This window comes from Cuneatibacter caecimuris (genome assembly GCF_004216775.1).
Taxonomy (GTDB): Bacteria; Bacillota; Clostridia; order Lachnospirales; family Lachnospiraceae; genus Cuneatibacter; species Cuneatibacter caecimuris.
Genome location: NZ_SGXF01000010.1, coordinates 61,291 through 75,878, shown reverse-complemented (window position 1 = coordinate 75,878; position 14,588 = coordinate 61,291). Strand labels below are relative to the sequence as shown.

The following is a 14,588-nucleotide window of genomic DNA, read 5'->3' as shown; positions in this document are numbered from 1 at the left end:
TGAAAAAATCCCGGGTGGAAAATTTAGAAAAATCTTTTTGAAAGGCGGGATGGAATATGGAGCTCATTCTTTGCATGATTGTTGGTATCATTATCGGAATTGTTTTCGGACGACAGGTATTCCGAAGGGATGTCGTTGGTTCGCTGCGAATCGATCAATCTGATCCGGACAGCGGACCTTATTTGTTTTTGGAGCTGTCCCATAAGGGAGCGGATGCGATATATAAGAAAAGATATGTAGTCTTGAAAGTCAACATCAAAGATTATATTTCGCACGAATAACAAGTCCTTTTATGGAACAGTTAATGAATTCACGAAAGGAGAACTAAAATGAGTGAAAACATCAAAGAATTGCTGAATGAGGAGATAGCAGCGGAGATTCAGGCGATATCTTCTCTGAATTCGGGTAGCGAAGAGAAATCAAAGGCTATAGAGGATCTGGCAAAGCTGTATCGTTTGAGAATTGAGGAAACTAAAAGTGAGCTGGACGCAGAGGATAAGCGAAGCCGGCGTACGTTGGATAGTGAAGCGAATGTCCGAGAGAACGAGATTAAGAAATCACAGTTGGACGAACAGATCAAAGCTGACGTACAGGATGAGCAGTATAAGCGTTCTCAGCTTGACGAGCAAGTGAAGGATCGATATTTCAAACTGGGGATTGCAGCGGCAGAGCTTCTCATACCACTGATGTTCTATGGCATCTGGATGCGGAAAGGATTTAAGTTTGAAGAAACGGGAACCTATACCTCAACAACATTCAGAGGATTGTTCAATCGTTTTAGACCGACAAAGAAGTAATTAACCGGTCAGAAATGAGGAGGGCGTGATTTATACATGTCCTCTTCGTTTTTGCGTGATTTTTACAGACGCTATTATGGAAAGGAGATGCTACAAAGAGCTCTTTGTCTCTTGACCGTACACCGGAAGAAACCGTACAATAATAGCGGTTCTTTCGAAAAACGAAAGGAGATAATATTTATGAGCCACAAAATTATCAAACCCGAAGGTATTGAATTGATTGAGTACCTGAATAACGGATATGCGATTTGTAATCGGTGTGGAGCCGTCATGAGGCAAACAGAAGATCCGAAGACTGGATGCGGAGTTTATATCTGTCCATCGTGTGGATTAAAGGTGGACGAAGAGGATTACGAGTATGAGTCCGATGAAGAAGTAGAATGGACGGAAGAAATGCTCGATATGGAACAAGGAGATATTCCGCCAGCCGGATGCAGAGCCTGCGGAGGACCATACCCGTATTGCAAAACGTCATGTAAGCTATTTGATGACTAAAAATATTATTGAGAGAAGGTCTATGCTTCGGCATAGGCTTTTTCTTTTTGGAGAATAAATGATGCGATACCATTATGAAAAACCGAACATCTATTTGTCGATGTACGGAAAAGTATATTTTTGTGACCATCCGGTCTATCATTGCTGCACGCTGTTCCAAATCGGAGAAAAGGGACTGGCAGTTATTCAGCAGAGATTTGACGAGAAAACAAAGAGTACCTGGTGGGGAGACGTGGACCCATGGATTACGGATGATTTATATTTGCATCCTCGTTTTAAAGAATACTTTGATACACATTCCGGAATGGCTACGGACGGGCTTTATTCCACTGTGACACTTCGCCAGATTATGTGGGCCTTAAAAATGAAGCCGATTAAGCGGGAACGATGGGAGACTGTATTTGACAGGAGAAATATTTAGTCCGCAAAAATCACAGCTCCTTTTATGGAAAACTGATTAAAAGCGAAAGGAGTTTAAGGTGATGGACGAAATGAAAATCAGCTCAAAATTTACACGGATGTTGCTTTCGAAATTAGCAAAAGGGGTATTACATAAAAAGCTTGGATATAACGTAGATATCCAGTTAAACGAGTTGAATGCTTCGATTTCAGATGAGAAAGCGCACGTACATGTGAGTATTGATGCAGATATGAGTAAAGAAGAACTCATGAAAATTCTGAAGAAAATCGGTTTAAATTAAGAGGATTGAGCCAGCAATGGCTCTTTCTTTTTACTTCGCAAAATTTACAATTCCTATTATGGAGAAACAGTTAGCTCATTGGTAGAGCGTCACACTTCCGTGGAGGTAATCGGTTCGAGTCCGATACTGGTTCTCTTTTATTTTTTATCAATCAAGAAAGGGGGATTTTAAGGAGGTGGTCAGAAATTTGAGTTTGGACGAATTGGCGTTGATTCTATGTGATATGTACGAAATGGACGAATGGTTGCCAAATCCGGTATTCGACAAGAAAGAGTTCACTAGGGTGAGCAATACATTGTGGGCGATTGGAGAATTTCGAAATTATGTAGCCGATCATATTTTTCCCCAGACCAAAACGTCCATAAAAAATTTAGAAGCGATGGCTCGATCATTTACAGAAAAAATGGATGACTTTGCTTCTATGAATCAACAGAACAGTTCTATATTTATCACCGCTAAGATGGTTGGAGAAAATATTCAAGATCTGTTATATGCCATGGAATAGGATAAAACGAAAGGAGAATATTATGCAAAAAGTTAAAATCTTGAAAAGAGTCGGGCGTCAATTATATCGCTCATCTCCGACAATTTTAACGGTAGTAGCTTCTATTGGAGTCATTGCAACAACCATTACGGCTGTTCAGGCAACCCCTAAAGCAATAAAATTGTTGAAAGAGGCAGAGCTGGAGAAGGGCGAAAATCTAACTAAATTAGAAATCGTCCGAGTAGCGGGGCCGACTTATATTCCTTCTGTACTGCTGGGAGTTTCAACTATTGCTTGTATCTTTGGAGCGAATGCATTAAATCAAAAGAAACAGGCTTCTTTGATGAGTGCATACGTTATGCTCAATGAATCCTATAAGCAATATCGGAAGTCAGCCAAGACAGTTTACGGAGAGGATGCGGATGATAAAATCCATGCGGAAATGGCGAAAGATGCCATGGTGTCTTCCTACGACTGGGGTTATCAGGTTTACAACATGGACATGGATTCTGAAAGTGAACGGTTGCTTTTCTATGATCTTGCCTCAAAGAAGTATTTTAGAACCACAATGGCAGCGGTGTTAAACGCCCAATATCATGTAAATCGGAATCTTTCCATTAAAGGCGATTGTTCATTAAATGAATACTTGTCATTTTTAGGTGTCGAAGGCATAGACGGAGGCGATGAACTCGGATGGGATATTACCTATATGGTGGAAGAAATGGATTGCTATTGGTTGGATTTTGATAATTACAAATCAACTTTGGAAGATGGATTGGAGTGCATCATTATCGATACCATGGCCGTCAACAAATTTGAATGATTCGCAAAAATTACAGACCGTATTATGAAAAGGAGGCTAATGCTTTATGAAAAACAAAAATTTTATCAAAGCCATTGGGATTGCAGTTACGGTGATCGGATTCGGAGTAAGTATCCTTACCGATTGGGTAAACGAAAAGAAAATGGATGAGAAAATTGAAGAAAAGGTAAACGAGGCACTTGCCAAAAAAGATGATGAAAACGAAGAGGAGTCCTAACATGGGCTCTTTCTTTCTGGTTTGGAGCAAGTGCCAATGAATGATGAGGCTATTCAAAAAATCATGAATTATACGAATATGCATCTGTTTGAGCCTGGTGTAAATTGGCCCAAATCAGCTATTAAGGAACGTTCGTATGAAAGATGGGCGGTTGATGAGATTCTACTGGCCCTCATGGATCACCCGATGACGGAAGCCGATTTGGTGATAGAAGGGTTCATATTAAAAATGGAGCTTTTTCTTTATCTGTCGGAAAATCCAGAAAATAACCACATATTTCAAGTTGCAGAAAATACGGCCGAGACACTTCTCGGTCTTATTTTATAACCACAAATTTTATATTTCGAAAGGAGAAGCATTATGAAGGTATTAAGAAAACAGGAAATCGAAACAGCAAACATCCAGGTAGGAGATCAGATAGTCATTCCACTGGCAGAACTTGGGGAGTTTACCGCGACTGCTCACAAGGTTACGGACGAGGGCGTCATGTTTATATTTGACGAATATGTTACCTGCCGGCCGATGAATAACCGGTCTACAAACAAAGGCGGTTTTGAAAAGTCCGATCTGAAGAAGTGGATGGATACAGTTCTGCTTATGGCATTCCCAGAAGAGTTGCGTGATAAGATTTACGGACTTACTATTCCAACCGTTGGACAGATTGTTGGTCATGAGGACGAATGGGATAACAAGAATCTGGAACCAGATAGCGATGAACAGCTTCCTTTGATGAAAGAGTGCAAGAATCGAATTGCTTGTTTTGAGGATCGGCTTACATGGGGATGGCTAAGAAATGCTACAAAAGAGGAGTTTTCTTCGGCTCTTTTCGCTCTTGTGGGCAGCAGCGGTGGCGCTCCGTACTCCAACGGCGCTTCGGGCTCTCTTGGGGTTCGTCCGGAATTCTGGTTGGTTAAGCAGGAATCCAGGGGCCCTGTGCCCCGTGAAGGCGGAGTTTCTCATGTCTCTTATAGGAGTTACTATGGAAGAAGGAACACAAAAGAGGTAACAAAGGAATCATTACAGGAAGAGATTTCTGAAAAGGAAAATGAAATTAAGCTTCTCAGAAAGGAAATCAAAAATCTGGAAGAAAAAGAGATGTTTGCAAAAGCTGCTTCTGAGATGAAGAATCTGAAGGATCGGTTTGTGGAAGCCGGCTTTACCGAAGATGAGGCGTTTCACATGGTTCTTGAATTATCCAAAACGGCTTTGGGAATTGGGGGAACGAAGTAATGAAAAAAGAAATAACCAAAAGCTTTTTGTCACTGAAAACGGCGATTAAAAAGCATAGTCCAGAGATTCTTACAGGAATTGGTATTGCCGGTATGATCACAACGACTGTCATGGCGGTCCGGGCAACGCCGAAAGCACAGATTCTCATTGAGGAAAGAAAAGAGGAAATTGGAGCCGAGGAGCTTGAAGTCGCAGATGTGGTAAAAACAACTTGGTTCTGTTATATTCCGGCAGCGATTACGGGAACCCTCTCCATTGCATGTTTAATTGGAGCCAGCTCAGTAAACGCTAAACGGAATGCGGCACTTGCAACGGCATATACCTTATCGGAATCCGCTCTCAAGGATTATCAGGGAAAAGTCGTTGAGATGTTCGGAGAGAAGAAGCACGAAACTGTGAAAGATGCCGTTGCAAAGGATAAAATCGAGAAAAATCCAGTGGTAACAAGAGAGGTAATCATTACAGAAAAGGGAAATACGCTCTGCTATGACGCGATTTCTGGCAGATATTTTAAAGGCGATATCGACAAAATTAAGAAAGCGGAATGTGAATTAAATCGTCAGATGCGCGATGAGATGTATGTATCCTTAAATGATTTCTACTACGAAGTCGGTCTGGATAATATCAAAATCGGCGATGAGTTGGGATGGAATATTGATAATGGGTATATTGATCTATCATTTAGTTCTCAATTGGCCAGCGATGGAACTCCCTGCCTGGTGATTGATTACAGTATTGCTCCGAGATACAATTTCAGTGAGCTGATGTGACGCGCGAAAAATACAGTGGCTTTAATGGAAGAAGAACCACACATTTTCAAAAATTGAAAGGAGAATAAACATGGAAACCAATGAAATCATGAACAACGAAGAGGTTATGGAGACAGCCACAGAGGAAATCGTTAAAGCGAGTTCTGGTAAGGGGTTTAAGGTTGCGGCCGGTATCGGTTTAGCCGTACTTGCAGGTGTTGTAATCTACAGGTATGTGGGTAAGCCGATGATTGCCAAAATCAAAGCTCAGAAGGAGCAGCAGATTATCGATGCTGAGTGGGATGAACCCGAAGAACCAATCATTGAGAATGAAAAAGAGGATTCCGAAGAAGCCTAAACGAAAAAATGTGTTTCAACACGAGGGAGAGTACCTGTAACAAGGTGCTTTCCCTTTTTTCTTTTATCCGGAGGTGAAATTTATGAACATGTATTCGTATGATGGCCCAGTTATGGAATTTGACAATTGTGTTGCAAATCGCTGGATTGCTTCTACACGGGCAGTTTCAGAAAAGAAAGCAAGGTCAAACCTTACTTATCAGTTTAAAAAGAAAAACAACCGACTTCCGGGTACAAAGATTATATTGCCTGGAAAGATCAGTTTGGTGAGCGGAAAGGAGACAACTTAATGGAGGAATATAAGCCGAATTCCCACAAATCAAAGGAGGAGCAGAAAAATCTTGTTCCTGAAAAACGTGTAGAGAAAGTGATTTCCGGGACGGTAAAATCAAAGAAAAAATCAGAAATGCAGAAGTTTGCAGATGTATTCATTTCTGAAGATGTCAATAACGTAAAATCTTATATTGTGATGGATGTTCTGGTGCCGGCAATAAAAAAGGCAATTTCCGATATAGTTACCAATGGTATTGATATGATCCTCTATGGAGAAACTGGGAAGTCAAAAAAGAACTCTACAGCGTCCAAGGTATCCTATCAGAAGTATTACGACAGCGGAAAGAAAGATTATACAGCACCGAAGAGCCGGACGAGCTACGAATATGATGAGCTTTTATTCGAAACTCGTGGAGATGCGGAATCGGTATTAGACGCCATGAACGAAATTATTGCACAGTATGAGGTAGTTAGTGTTGCAGATCTTTATGATTTGGCAAACGTGTCCAATGACAATTATGCTGCCAATAAATACGGATGGACTGATATTGCTGGATGCAGGGCGGTTCGAGTAAGGGATGGTTATATTTTAAAATTGCCTAAACCAATGCCGTTGTAAAGGAGGGATTCAAGATGTATGAGTCAAAAGACAGGATGGTATCTCATCCGGATCATTATATTTCCGAAACGGGTATGGAAGTTATTGATGTAATCGAAGCCTTTACTTCTGATTTAAAAGGAATTGAGGCTACCGTTGGAAGCAGAAAAACGGAATCCAGGATTTGGAAAAAATCCTTTGGTACGCCCAGCATTTGATCGACCATTTAAAGAAAACAGAAAAAGTAGAAGAGGAGAATAAATAATCATGAAAAAAGCAGAGATTGTAAAGAGCATGAATGGTTTTCTTAGTAAAACCAGTTTCCAGTTAAAGAAGCATAGTCCGGAGATTCTCGTTGTGGCTGGAGTTATCGGCGTGGTTACAAGCGCGGTAATGGCTTGTAAAGCAACGACAAAAGTGGGTGAAATTCTGGACAAGACAAAAGAAGATGTCGAAACAGTTCATAAATGTGAAGCAGACGAATCCGTGAAGGAGCGGTATTCCAGCGAGGATGCCCAAAAAGATTTGGCGATTGTTTATGTTCAGACCGGTATGAAATTTGCCAAACTGTATGGGCCTTCCGTCATACTCGGTGCATTGTCAATCACCAGTATTTTGGCATCTAATAACATTCTTCGTAAGAGAAATGTAGCTCTAAGTGCGGCTTATGCAGCTATTGATAAAGGATTTAAAGAGTATCGCAGCCGTGTGATCGAACGATTTGGCGAAGAGGTTGACCGTGAACTGAAATATAATCTCAAAGCCAAAAAGTTTGATGAAACGGTTATCGATGAAGAGACTGGAAAAGAGAAGAAAGTTAAGAAGAATGGTTTTGTGGTAAGTCCGGCGGATATCAGCGGTTATGCCAGATTCTTTGAAAAGTACACGCAGGATGAGGATGGAGATTCCATTCTTAATCCTCATTGGGAAAGCAACAATGAATATAATTTGATGTTCATCAAAGCCCAAGAGCGTTATGCAAACGACTTGTTGAAAGCAAAGAAGCGCGTATTTCTGAATGAAGTCTATGAGATGCTCGGACTTCCGAGAACAAAAGCCGGCCAGATTGTTGGTTGGGTTTATAATCCGGAAAATTCTAAAGGAGATAATTACATTGATTTCGGTCTGTATTCTGATAATCTGAGTTATTCGGATTATGTCAATGGATTCGACCAGGCAATCCTTTTGGATTTTAATGTGGATGGGAACATCTGGGATTTGATGTGAGAGATAAATTTATAACTATCCCTAGGAGTTATTACGATTCTTGGGGATAGTTTTTATTTGGGAGGAATTTATGCGCAAGTTAATCAAAGTAATAGCGGTTCCGATCTTGTGTGGTATCGTGATAGCATCTTCGTTCTTTGTATCTGAATTTCACTCAGAAGGGGAAGACGTTGTAGCAATACCTAGGGCCAGCATTGTCGAAAAGACAGAACCGGTTATTACAGTTTTGCAAGAGGAATCCATTCCAATTGCCACTGAGAAAATGGAGGGATCAGAAGAAGTTATACCGAAAATGTCGAGAGAAGATGTAGAGTTAATCGCCCTAGTTACTATGGCAGAAGCCGAAGGTGAATGTGAAGAAGGAAAACGCCTTGTTATCGATACTATATTGAATCGGGTAGATTCCGAACATTTTCCCGATACGGTATATGAAGTGGTTTATCAACCGAATCAATTTTCATCTATGTGGAATGGTCGAGTGGACATGTGCGAAGTCCGAGCGGATATTTGTGACCTTGTCTATGAGGAACTGGAGTCAAGGAGCAATTACAACGTTGTGTTCTTTACGGCAGGAGAATACAGTGCGTATGGCGTTCCGATGTTCCAAGTTGAAAATCATTATTTTTCAAGGTATGAGTGAAGAAAGGAGAATCATCATGCGTAATCTTTTAGCATTTGTGTCTTATACACTGGCGGCAATGTCCGGTATCTGCTTTGTTGGTGGAATCGCAATTCTATCAACGGGAAGGGAGCATTGATATGGACGGTCTGGAGAATGTGATATCGGTACTGGACTATGTTCTGGATACTAAGAGAAAAAGACATATTATGGGAGGCATTCTGTTGAGTGTCTCCTTTCTTTTTGGCGGTTTGGCAATAACCGTAATGACAATTAAAAACGAGGAGGAAGAGGATGAGCAGTAAAGGATTGACTTTCCTTGCTTTTATTGCTGGAGCAGGGATTGGTTCTGTATGTACATGGCAACTGCTGAAACGGAAATATGAGCTGATCGCTCAGGAAGAAATCGACTCCGTAAAAGCAGCTTATGCCGAAAGAGAAAGCGGGAAAGAGTTTCGTGATGGCCTTAAAGTAGCGGAAGATAGAACTCCGAAGGATGTAGACGACATGGATTTCAAAAAGTACGCGTCTATCATTCAGAAAGAGGGCTATACGGATTATTCCAAAACGGTTGAGGAAAAGAAAGGAGAGGCATTTGTGGAAAAACCTTATGTCATCTCACCAGAGGAATTTGGCGAATTTGAAGAGTATGAAAAAATCAGCCTCACTTACTATGCAGACGAAATTCTGGCTGACGAGAACGATGAAGAGGTAGACGATGTGGAGGAAATTGTCGGTAAGGAATCGCTGAATCATTTCGGGGAATATGAAGACGACTCCGTGTTTGTCCGAAATGACCGGTTAAAGTGTGATTATGAAATCCTGCTTGACCAGAGAAACTATTCCGATGTTGTAAAAACGATGCCACATCGAATGGAGGAGTAATGACAAAGAACGAGCTTAATGATGCATATTTTAACTGGATGTATCAGCTTGTATTTGATGGAAGATATTCAAAGAGATTATCGTATCAAAAGCTTTTAAGAGAGCTGCATCGAATCGAATTTACTTACAGTATTCCGATGGATGGAAATCGGGCGGAAGATGGAGTGGATTTAAGGTATCGGTTTGGTTATGAAAACGGATACAGCAGCTCGATGGTTTCCACCTATTTGGATAATCGGACTTGCAGTGTGCTGGAAATGATGATCGCGCTTGCGATTCGGTGTGAGGAACATATTATGGATGATCCAGACATTGGAAACCGAACTGGACAGTGGTTTTGGAATATGATTGTAAACCTTGGTCTAGGCTCTATGAACGATTCAAAGTTTGACCGGAACTATGTCGAGGACGTTATTCAGAAGTTTCTGGAACGAAAGTATAGCCGCAATGGTGACGGTGGGCTGTTTACCGTAAATCACAGCCGATACGATTTGAGATCTGTTGAAATCTGGTATCAGATGTGCTGGTACTTAGACGAAAATACTTAGAAGGAGAGATTACCATGAGCCACAGCGAAGTAATGAAGTGGTTTGAAAGTTATTTTCCTGATTATTCTGGAGATCGGATTGATATGTGGTTTCCAAATGGAAGGAACAGTATCCGTATCCGCCAGAAAAATGGCCAAGAATTTATATTCACTTATCACGGTCAGAAAGATTGGAGATTTGAGACGATTACCAGCTTTCTGAATGGAATGAAGGGAGGAAAAAAGTAAGATGTGTGAGGTTATGAATTATATTTTTGGAAGTCTTAGCAGCTCGGAAACAGCGATCCGATCCATTCGGAAATCCATGAATAAACAGGCACGTTATAATCGGAAATTAAGTACGCTTGTTCTTATCGTAACGGTTAATCTGGTTCTCCTGGAGCTGGATCGTATGGAGCAGAAAAAGAGGATTGAGAAACTGGAATCGACAATAGAGGAAATGAAGCGCGATAAAGGAGAGTAAAAAATGAGATGATCGACTTTTTGATGATTTCCACACGTAGTACAAAGCGTGGTGTAATTGAAATTTATCCGAAGTTCATTATTAAGAAAAGCTCCGATCTGATGATTCGAGGTGGTGACTTCTACGCTATCTGGATTGAGGAACGAGGTTTATGGTCTACAGATGAACAGGACGCTTTACAACTTATCGACCGTGAACTGGATAGGTACGCAGAAGAAAGCCGCCAGCGCTTTGACTCTGAAATAAAAGTTCTTCACATGTGGGATGCAGAGTCTGGAATGATTGATTCCTGGCACAAATATTGTCAGAAACAAATGCGGGATTCTTTCCACATGCTGGATGACAAATTGATATTCTCCAACACAAAAACCGATAAAAAAGATTACGCCAGTAAAAAGCTGAAATATCCGCTTGAAGCTGGCGATTTGTCTGCTTATGACCAATTGATGTCTACTCTGTACTCTGAGGCTGAGCGACAGAAAATTGAATGGGCTATCGGTTCTGTGGCATGTGGAGAATCGAAAAAACTGCAAAAATTTATGGTTCTGTATGGAGCTGCCGGAACAGGTAAATCCACAGTTCTCAATATTATTCAGCAGCTCTTTGAAGGGTATTATTCGGTCTTTGACGCAAAAGCTCTGGGGTCGTCCAGTAATTCTTTTGCATTGGAGGCATTCAAGAGTAATCCGCTTGTTGCGATCCAGCATGATGGCGATTTGTCAAGAATTGAGGATAATACCAGGTTAAACAGCTTGGTGTCCCATGAGCTGATGACCGTAAATGAAAAGTTCAAATCGACTTACTCCAACCGATTCAAATGTTTTTTGTTCATGGGTACCAATAAGCCGGTAAAGATTACAGATGCAAAATCTGGTTTGATTCGACGACTGATTGATGTGTCTCCTTCAGGAAATAAGCTGAACCCGAAGGAATACAAAGTAATTATGAAACAGATTGAATTCGAACTGGGAGCGATTGCATATCACTGCCGGGAAATCTATCTAAACAATCCCGGTCTGTATGATGACTATATTCCCATTGCAATGCTGGGCGCATCCAATGATTTCTATAACTTTATCATTGATTCCTACCATGTATTCAAACGGGAAAACGGCACGACTTTGAAAGCTGCCTGGGAGATGTATAAGACCTATTGTGATGAAGCCAAAGTAGGCTATCCATTTTCTCAGAGAATTTTTAAGGAAGAACTGAAGAACTATTTCCATGACTATAAAGAACGGTTCAACATGGAGGACGGTTCGAGAGTACGAAGTTATTATATCGGATTCCGGACTGAAAAATTTGAAGAGGAAATGGTTGCTGAAAAGCCGGAAGAGAAGCCTTCATTATTGCAGTTTAATACTGCCAAATCCATTTTCGATCAGGTATGTTCCGATTGTCCATCGCAGTATGCAACAGACAAAGAAACACCTTCCATGAAATGGGACAAGGTAAAAACGAAGCTATCGGATTTGGATACTTCTAAAATCCACTATGTTAAAGTCCCGGAAAACCACATCGTAATTGATTTCGATATTCCAAATAAGGAAGGGAATAAATCCTTCGAACGGAATGTAGAAGAAGCAAGCAAGTGGCCGGCGACTTATGCAGAGCTAAGCAAAAGCGGAAAGGGGGTTCATCTTCATTATATTTATACGGGAGATGTGAAAAAACTGAGTCGTATTTATGACGACCACATCGAAGTGAAAGTGTTCACGGGTAAAAGCTCATTACGAAGAAAACTTACAAAGTGTAATGATTTGCCCATCGCAACGATTAGCTCTGGTTTACCGATGAAAGGAGAAGATAAAATGGTAAATTTTGAAGCGATTAAAAGCGAGAAAGGGCTTAGAACACTAATCAAGAGAAATCTGAATAAAGAAATCCATCCGGGTACTAAGCCCAGTATCGACTTTATCTACAAAATACTGGAGGACGCATATTCCAGCGATTTGAGTTATGACGTGACGGACATGCGGAATGCGGTTTTAGCATTTGCTGCGAATAGTACGCATCAGGCCGAATACTGTATCAAGCTGGTTAATAAGATGCAGTTTAAATCAGCAGACCCTTCCACAGCGGGGAGAAACGAAGAAGCAAAGTTGGTATTTTACGATATTGAGGTATTTCCAAATCTGTTCCTTGTAAACTGGAAAATCGAGGGCGAAGGAAAGCCTGTGGTGCGTATGATTAACCCGACTCCAACGGAGATTGAGGAATTGATGCGATTCCGGTTGGTCGGGTTTAACTGTCGGCGATATGATAATCATATTCTGTATGCAAGACTCATGGGTTATACAAACGAGCAACTTTATAACCTCTCGCAAAAAATCATCAGCGGCAGCCCCAATTGTTTCTTTGGAGAAGCCTACAATGTTTCTTATACAGATGTGTATGACTTTGCATCTGCTGGAAATAAAAAGAGCCTGAAGAAATTGGAGATTGAGATGGGTATCCACCATCAGGAGTTGGGACTTCCGTGGGATCAACCGGTTCCGGAAGAAATGTGGACGAAAGTTGCCGAGTATTGTGATAACGATGTAATTGCAACCGAAGCGGCATTCCATTATCTGAAAGCTGACTGGACAGCACGACAGATTCTGGCAGATTTGGCTGGAATGACGGTGAATGATACGACCAATACGCTTACCCAGAAAATTATATTTGGAAATGAGCGGAAACCACAGGATCAGTTCAATTACCGAAATCTGGCAGAGCCAGTGCATCACCTTGATGAAGAAACCTATTCCTTCTTGGCCGAAGCGTGTCCTGAAATGATGGCGCAAACGCATGGCGATGAAGGAAGTCTCTTACCATATTTTCCTGGATACAAGTATGAGAATGGAAAATCGACATATCGAGGAGAAGAAGTTGGAGAAGGCGGTTATGTCTATGCAGAACCTGGTATGTACGGAAATGTGGCATTGCTGGATATTTCCTCTATGCATCCTCATAGTGCAATTGCAGAAGTTCTGTTCGGTGTGAAATTTACGAGAGCCTTCCGTGACATTGTGGAAGGACGAGTCAGCATCAAACACGAAGCTTGGGACGAAGTCAATCATATGCTGGATGGGAAGTTGACACCATATATCCAGAAGGTCATTGACGGAGAGATGACAGCAAAGGATTTAGCGAATGCTTTGAAGACGGCAATCAACTCGGTATACGGTCTGACTTCTGCTAACTTCGAGAATCCGTTCCGTGATCCGAGAAACAAAGATAATATTGTAGCCAAACGAGGAGCTCTGTTCATGATTAACCTCAAACACGAGGTACAGGAACGGGGCTTTACTGTTGCTCACATTAAGACGGATTCTATCAAGATTCCTGATGCGACACCGGAGATTATCCAGTTTGTTATGGATTACGGAAAGCGATATGGTTATACCTTTGAGCACGAGGCTACATATGACCGGATGTGCCTGGTAAATGACGCTGTCTATATTGCCAAGTATAAAGACGGAAAATGGACAGCCACAGGAACTCAGTTCCAGATTCCCTATGTCTTCAAAAAACTTTTCAGCGGCGAAGAAATTGTCTTTAAAGATATGTGTGAAACCAAGTCGGTAAGCAGCGCTTTATATTTAGACATGAACGAGAAACTTCCGCAGCTTACAACCGAGGAAGAAAGGGAATTAAGTGCCATCGACAAGGCTTGGAATAGTCAGGCTGGAGGGAAATCTCTTGAAGATGTCGCATCTAAATACGGATATACATACGAAGAAATAGGAGCAAGATACAGCGAGCTTTGTAAAAAAGACGAGGCGACTCACAATTATATTTTCATTGGACGAGTTGGTCAGTTCTGTCCAATTAAGCCTGGAGCCGGCGGCGGTTTGCTCATGCGGGAAAAAGATGGGAAATATTATGCAGCTACCGGATCAAAAGGCTATCGTTGGTTGGAGTCCGAAATGGTTAAAGAACTCTCCAAAGAGGATTCTATTGATCGTTCCTATTATGACAAGCTTGTAGACGACGCAGTGGAAACCATATCCAAATACGGTGACTTCGAATGGTTCATATCCGACGATCCTTATATTCCAAAACCTAAACTCGAGGACTTTATGAACATTCCAGAAGACGCTGATGAGGAAATACCATTTAATTAAAGAAGAGGAGAAGT

The 14,588-nt window shown here is 41.3% G+C and carries 23 protein-coding genes and 1 tRNA gene; all 24 read left to right on the top strand.

Features of this window, described 5'->3' with window-relative positions:
* Window positions 1-56 precede the first annotated feature (56 nt).
* The 24 genes from EV209_RS15900 to EV209_RS15790 all read left to right on the top strand — a co-directional run bounded on the left by EV209_RS15900 (window position 57) and on the right by EV209_RS15790 (window position 14,574).
* Window positions 57-281, top strand: coding sequence for a hypothetical protein (locus EV209_RS15900; protein WP_006781054.1), 225 nt, complete (start codon window positions 57-59; stop codon window positions 279-281).
* Window positions 282-329: 48 nt separating this feature from the next.
* Window positions 330-797, top strand: a complete 468-nt coding sequence (locus tag EV209_RS15895) for a hypothetical protein (protein ID WP_130436434.1) — start codon at window positions 330-332, stop codon at window positions 795-797.
* 180 nt (window positions 798-977) lie between these two features.
* Entirely contained in the window at window positions 978-1,292 is a 315-nt protein-coding gene (locus EV209_RS15890; RefSeq protein ID WP_006781052.1) for a hypothetical protein, read from the top strand.
* Between the two features lie 100 nt (window positions 1,293-1,392).
* Window positions 1,393-1,713 (top strand): hypothetical protein, encoded by a 321-nt coding sequence (locus tag EV209_RS15885; protein ID WP_330521534.1) that lies wholly within the window; start codon window positions 1,393-1,395, stop codon window positions 1,711-1,713.
* 61 nt (window positions 1,714-1,774) lie between these two features.
* Window positions 1,775-1,993, top strand: coding sequence for a hypothetical protein (locus EV209_RS15880; RefSeq protein ID WP_006781050.1), 219 nt, complete (start codon window positions 1,775-1,777; stop codon window positions 1,991-1,993).
* A gap of 63 nt (window positions 1,994-2,056) precedes the next feature.
* Window positions 2,057-2,127 (top strand) — tRNA-OTHER (locus tag EV209_RS15875).
* 53 nt (window positions 2,128-2,180) lie between these two features.
* Window positions 2,181-2,498: a hypothetical protein gene (locus EV209_RS15870; RefSeq protein WP_130436433.1), complete on the top strand. Its 318-nt coding sequence runs from the start codon at window positions 2,181-2,183 to the stop codon at window positions 2,496-2,498.
* Between the two features lie 22 nt (window positions 2,499-2,520).
* On the top strand, window positions 2,521-3,300 hold the full coding sequence (locus EV209_RS15865; RefSeq protein ID WP_130436432.1) for a DUF6353 family protein: 780 nt from the start codon (window positions 2,521-2,523) through the stop codon (window positions 3,298-3,300).
* A gap of 46 nt (window positions 3,301-3,346) precedes the next feature.
* The gene (locus EV209_RS16435; protein WP_006781047.1) at window positions 3,347-3,517 is read left to right on the top strand and encodes a hypothetical protein; all 171 of its coding nucleotides are present in this window, start codon (window positions 3,347-3,349) and stop codon (window positions 3,515-3,517) included.
* A 36-nt stretch (window positions 3,518-3,553) separates the two neighbouring features.
* Window positions 3,554-3,844 carry a hypothetical protein gene (locus EV209_RS15860; RefSeq protein ID WP_130436431.1) on the top strand — a complete coding sequence of 97 codons (291 nt, stop codon included), beginning with the start codon at window positions 3,554-3,556 and terminating at the stop codon, window positions 3,842-3,844.
* Between the two features lie 33 nt (window positions 3,845-3,877).
* On the top strand, window positions 3,878-4,747 hold the full coding sequence (locus EV209_RS15855; protein ID WP_130436430.1) for a DUF6273 domain-containing protein: 870 nt from the start codon (window positions 3,878-3,880) through the stop codon (window positions 4,745-4,747).
* Window positions 4,747-5,517, top strand: a complete 771-nt coding sequence (locus tag EV209_RS15850) for a DUF6353 family protein (protein ID WP_130436429.1) — start codon at window positions 4,747-4,749, stop codon at window positions 5,515-5,517. Before EV209_RS15855 ends, EV209_RS15850 begins: the two co-directional genes overlap by 1 nt.
* A 70-nt stretch (window positions 5,518-5,587) precedes the next feature.
* Window positions 5,588-5,854 carry a hypothetical protein gene (locus EV209_RS15845; RefSeq protein ID WP_006781043.1) on the top strand — a complete coding sequence of 89 codons (267 nt, stop codon included), beginning with the start codon at window positions 5,588-5,590 and terminating at the stop codon, window positions 5,852-5,854.
* Window positions 5,855-5,936: 82 nt separating this feature from the next.
* The gene (locus EV209_RS15840) at window positions 5,937-6,143 is read left to right on the top strand and encodes a hypothetical protein (protein WP_007868844.1); all 207 of its coding nucleotides are present in this window, start codon (window positions 5,937-5,939) and stop codon (window positions 6,141-6,143) included.
* On the top strand, window positions 6,143-6,745 hold the full coding sequence (locus tag EV209_RS15835) for a hypothetical protein (protein ID WP_006781041.1): 603 nt from the start codon (window positions 6,143-6,145) through the stop codon (window positions 6,743-6,745). The genes EV209_RS15840 and EV209_RS15835 overlap by 1 nt, the downstream gene beginning before the upstream one ends.
* Before the next feature lie 14 nt (window positions 6,746-6,759).
* Window positions 6,760-6,942: a DUF3310 domain-containing protein gene (locus tag EV209_RS15830; RefSeq protein WP_243647619.1), complete on the top strand. Its 183-nt coding sequence runs from the start codon at window positions 6,760-6,762 to the stop codon at window positions 6,940-6,942.
* 49 nt (window positions 6,943-6,991) lie between these two features.
* Window positions 6,992-7,951, top strand: coding sequence for a DUF6353 family protein (locus tag EV209_RS15825; protein ID WP_130436428.1), 960 nt, complete (start codon window positions 6,992-6,994; stop codon window positions 7,949-7,951).
* Between the two features lie 70 nt (window positions 7,952-8,021).
* Window positions 8,022-8,591 (top strand): cell wall hydrolase, encoded by a 570-nt coding sequence (locus tag EV209_RS15820; RefSeq protein WP_130436427.1) that lies wholly within the window; start codon window positions 8,022-8,024, stop codon window positions 8,589-8,591.
* A 77-nt stretch (window positions 8,592-8,668) separates the two neighbouring features.
* Entirely contained in the window at window positions 8,669-8,875 is a 207-nt protein-coding gene (locus tag EV209_RS15815; protein WP_330521526.1) for a hypothetical protein, read from the top strand.
* A complete protein-coding gene (locus EV209_RS15810; protein WP_130436426.1) occupies window positions 8,865-9,455 on the top strand; it encodes a peptidase associated/transthyretin-like domain-containing protein in 591 nt (196 codons plus the stop codon). Before EV209_RS15815 ends, EV209_RS15810 begins: the two co-directional genes overlap by 11 nt.
* Window positions 9,455-10,003 carry a hypothetical protein gene (locus EV209_RS15805; RefSeq protein WP_130436425.1) on the top strand — a complete coding sequence of 183 codons (549 nt, stop codon included), beginning with the start codon at window positions 9,455-9,457 and terminating at the stop codon, window positions 10,001-10,003. The genes EV209_RS15810 and EV209_RS15805 overlap by 1 nt, the downstream gene beginning before the upstream one ends.
* Window positions 10,004-10,017: 14 nt before the next feature.
* Entirely contained in the window at window positions 10,018-10,230 is a 213-nt protein-coding gene (locus EV209_RS15800) for a methionyl-tRNA synthetase (RefSeq protein ID WP_130436424.1), read from the top strand.
* A 76-nt stretch (window positions 10,231-10,306) separates the two neighbouring features.
* Window positions 10,307-10,465 carry a hypothetical protein gene (locus EV209_RS15795; RefSeq protein ID WP_243647618.1) on the top strand — a complete coding sequence of 53 codons (159 nt, stop codon included), beginning with the start codon at window positions 10,307-10,309 and terminating at the stop codon, window positions 10,463-10,465.
* Between the two features lie 8 nt (window positions 10,466-10,473).
* Window positions 10,474-14,574 carry a DUF5906 domain-containing protein gene (locus tag EV209_RS15790; RefSeq protein ID WP_130436422.1) on the top strand — a complete coding sequence of 1,367 codons (4,101 nt, stop codon included), beginning with the start codon at window positions 10,474-10,476 and terminating at the stop codon, window positions 14,572-14,574.
* Window positions 14,575-14,588 lie beyond the last annotated feature (14 nt).

What these genes read in the sequence shown, in the direction of transcription:
- EV209_RS15825 (WP_130436428.1), top strand. Translation starts at nt 6,992, where the DNA reads ATGAAAAAAGCAGAGATTGTAAAGAGCATGAATGGTTTTCTTAGTAAA.
- EV209_RS15835 (WP_006781041.1), top strand. Translation starts at nt 6,143, where the DNA reads ATGGAGGAATATAAGCCGAATTCCCACAAATCAAAGGAGGAGCAGAAA.
- EV209_RS15890 (WP_006781052.1), top strand. Translation starts at nt 978, where the DNA reads ATGAGCCACAAAATTATCAAACCCGAAGGTATTGAATTGATTGAGTAC.
- EV209_RS15860 (WP_130436431.1), top strand. Translation starts at nt 3,554, where the DNA reads ATGAATGATGAGGCTATTCAAAAAATCATGAATTATACGAATATGCAT.
- EV209_RS15805 (WP_130436425.1), top strand. Translation starts at nt 9,455, where the DNA reads ATGACAAAGAACGAGCTTAATGATGCATATTTTAACTGGATGTATCAG.
- EV209_RS15790 (WP_130436422.1), top strand. Translation starts at nt 10,474, where the DNA reads ATGATCGACTTTTTGATGATTTCCACACGTAGTACAAAGCGTGGTGTA.
- EV209_RS15855 (WP_130436430.1), top strand. Translation starts at nt 3,878, where the DNA reads ATGAAGGTATTAAGAAAACAGGAAATCGAAACAGCAAACATCCAGGTA.
- EV209_RS15820 (WP_130436427.1), top strand. Translation starts at nt 8,022, where the DNA reads ATGCGCAAGTTAATCAAAGTAATAGCGGTTCCGATCTTGTGTGGTATC.
- EV209_RS15810 (WP_130436426.1), top strand. Translation starts at nt 8,865, where the DNA reads ATGAGCAGTAAAGGATTGACTTTCCTTGCTTTTATTGCTGGAGCAGGG.
- EV209_RS15895 (WP_130436434.1), top strand. Translation starts at nt 330, where the DNA reads ATGAGTGAAAACATCAAAGAATTGCTGAATGAGGAGATAGCAGCGGAG.
- EV209_RS15885 (WP_330521534.1), top strand. Translation starts at nt 1,393, where the DNA reads ATGTACGGAAAAGTATATTTTTGTGACCATCCGGTCTATCATTGCTGC.
- EV209_RS15795 (WP_243647618.1), top strand. Translation starts at nt 10,307, where the DNA reads ATGAATAAACAGGCACGTTATAATCGGAAATTAAGTACGCTTGTTCTT.
- EV209_RS15880 (WP_006781050.1), top strand. Translation starts at nt 1,775, where the DNA reads ATGGACGAAATGAAAATCAGCTCAAAATTTACACGGATGTTGCTTTCG.
- EV209_RS15845 (WP_006781043.1), top strand. Translation starts at nt 5,588, where the DNA reads ATGGAAACCAATGAAATCATGAACAACGAAGAGGTTATGGAGACAGCC.
- EV209_RS15900 (WP_006781054.1), top strand. Translation starts at nt 57, where the DNA reads ATGGAGCTCATTCTTTGCATGATTGTTGGTATCATTATCGGAATTGTT.
- EV209_RS16435 (WP_006781047.1), top strand. Translation starts at nt 3,347, where the DNA reads ATGAAAAACAAAAATTTTATCAAAGCCATTGGGATTGCAGTTACGGTG.
- EV209_RS15800 (WP_130436424.1), top strand. Translation starts at nt 10,018, where the DNA reads ATGAGCCACAGCGAAGTAATGAAGTGGTTTGAAAGTTATTTTCCTGAT.
- EV209_RS15865 (WP_130436432.1), top strand. Translation starts at nt 2,521, where the DNA reads ATGCAAAAAGTTAAAATCTTGAAAAGAGTCGGGCGTCAATTATATCGC.
- EV209_RS15850 (WP_130436429.1), top strand. Translation starts at nt 4,747, where the DNA reads ATGAAAAAAGAAATAACCAAAAGCTTTTTGTCACTGAAAACGGCGATT.
- EV209_RS15830 (WP_243647619.1), top strand. Translation starts at nt 6,760, where the DNA reads ATGTATGAGTCAAAAGACAGGATGGTATCTCATCCGGATCATTATATT.
- EV209_RS15840 (WP_007868844.1), top strand. Translation starts at nt 5,937, where the DNA reads ATGAACATGTATTCGTATGATGGCCCAGTTATGGAATTTGACAATTGT.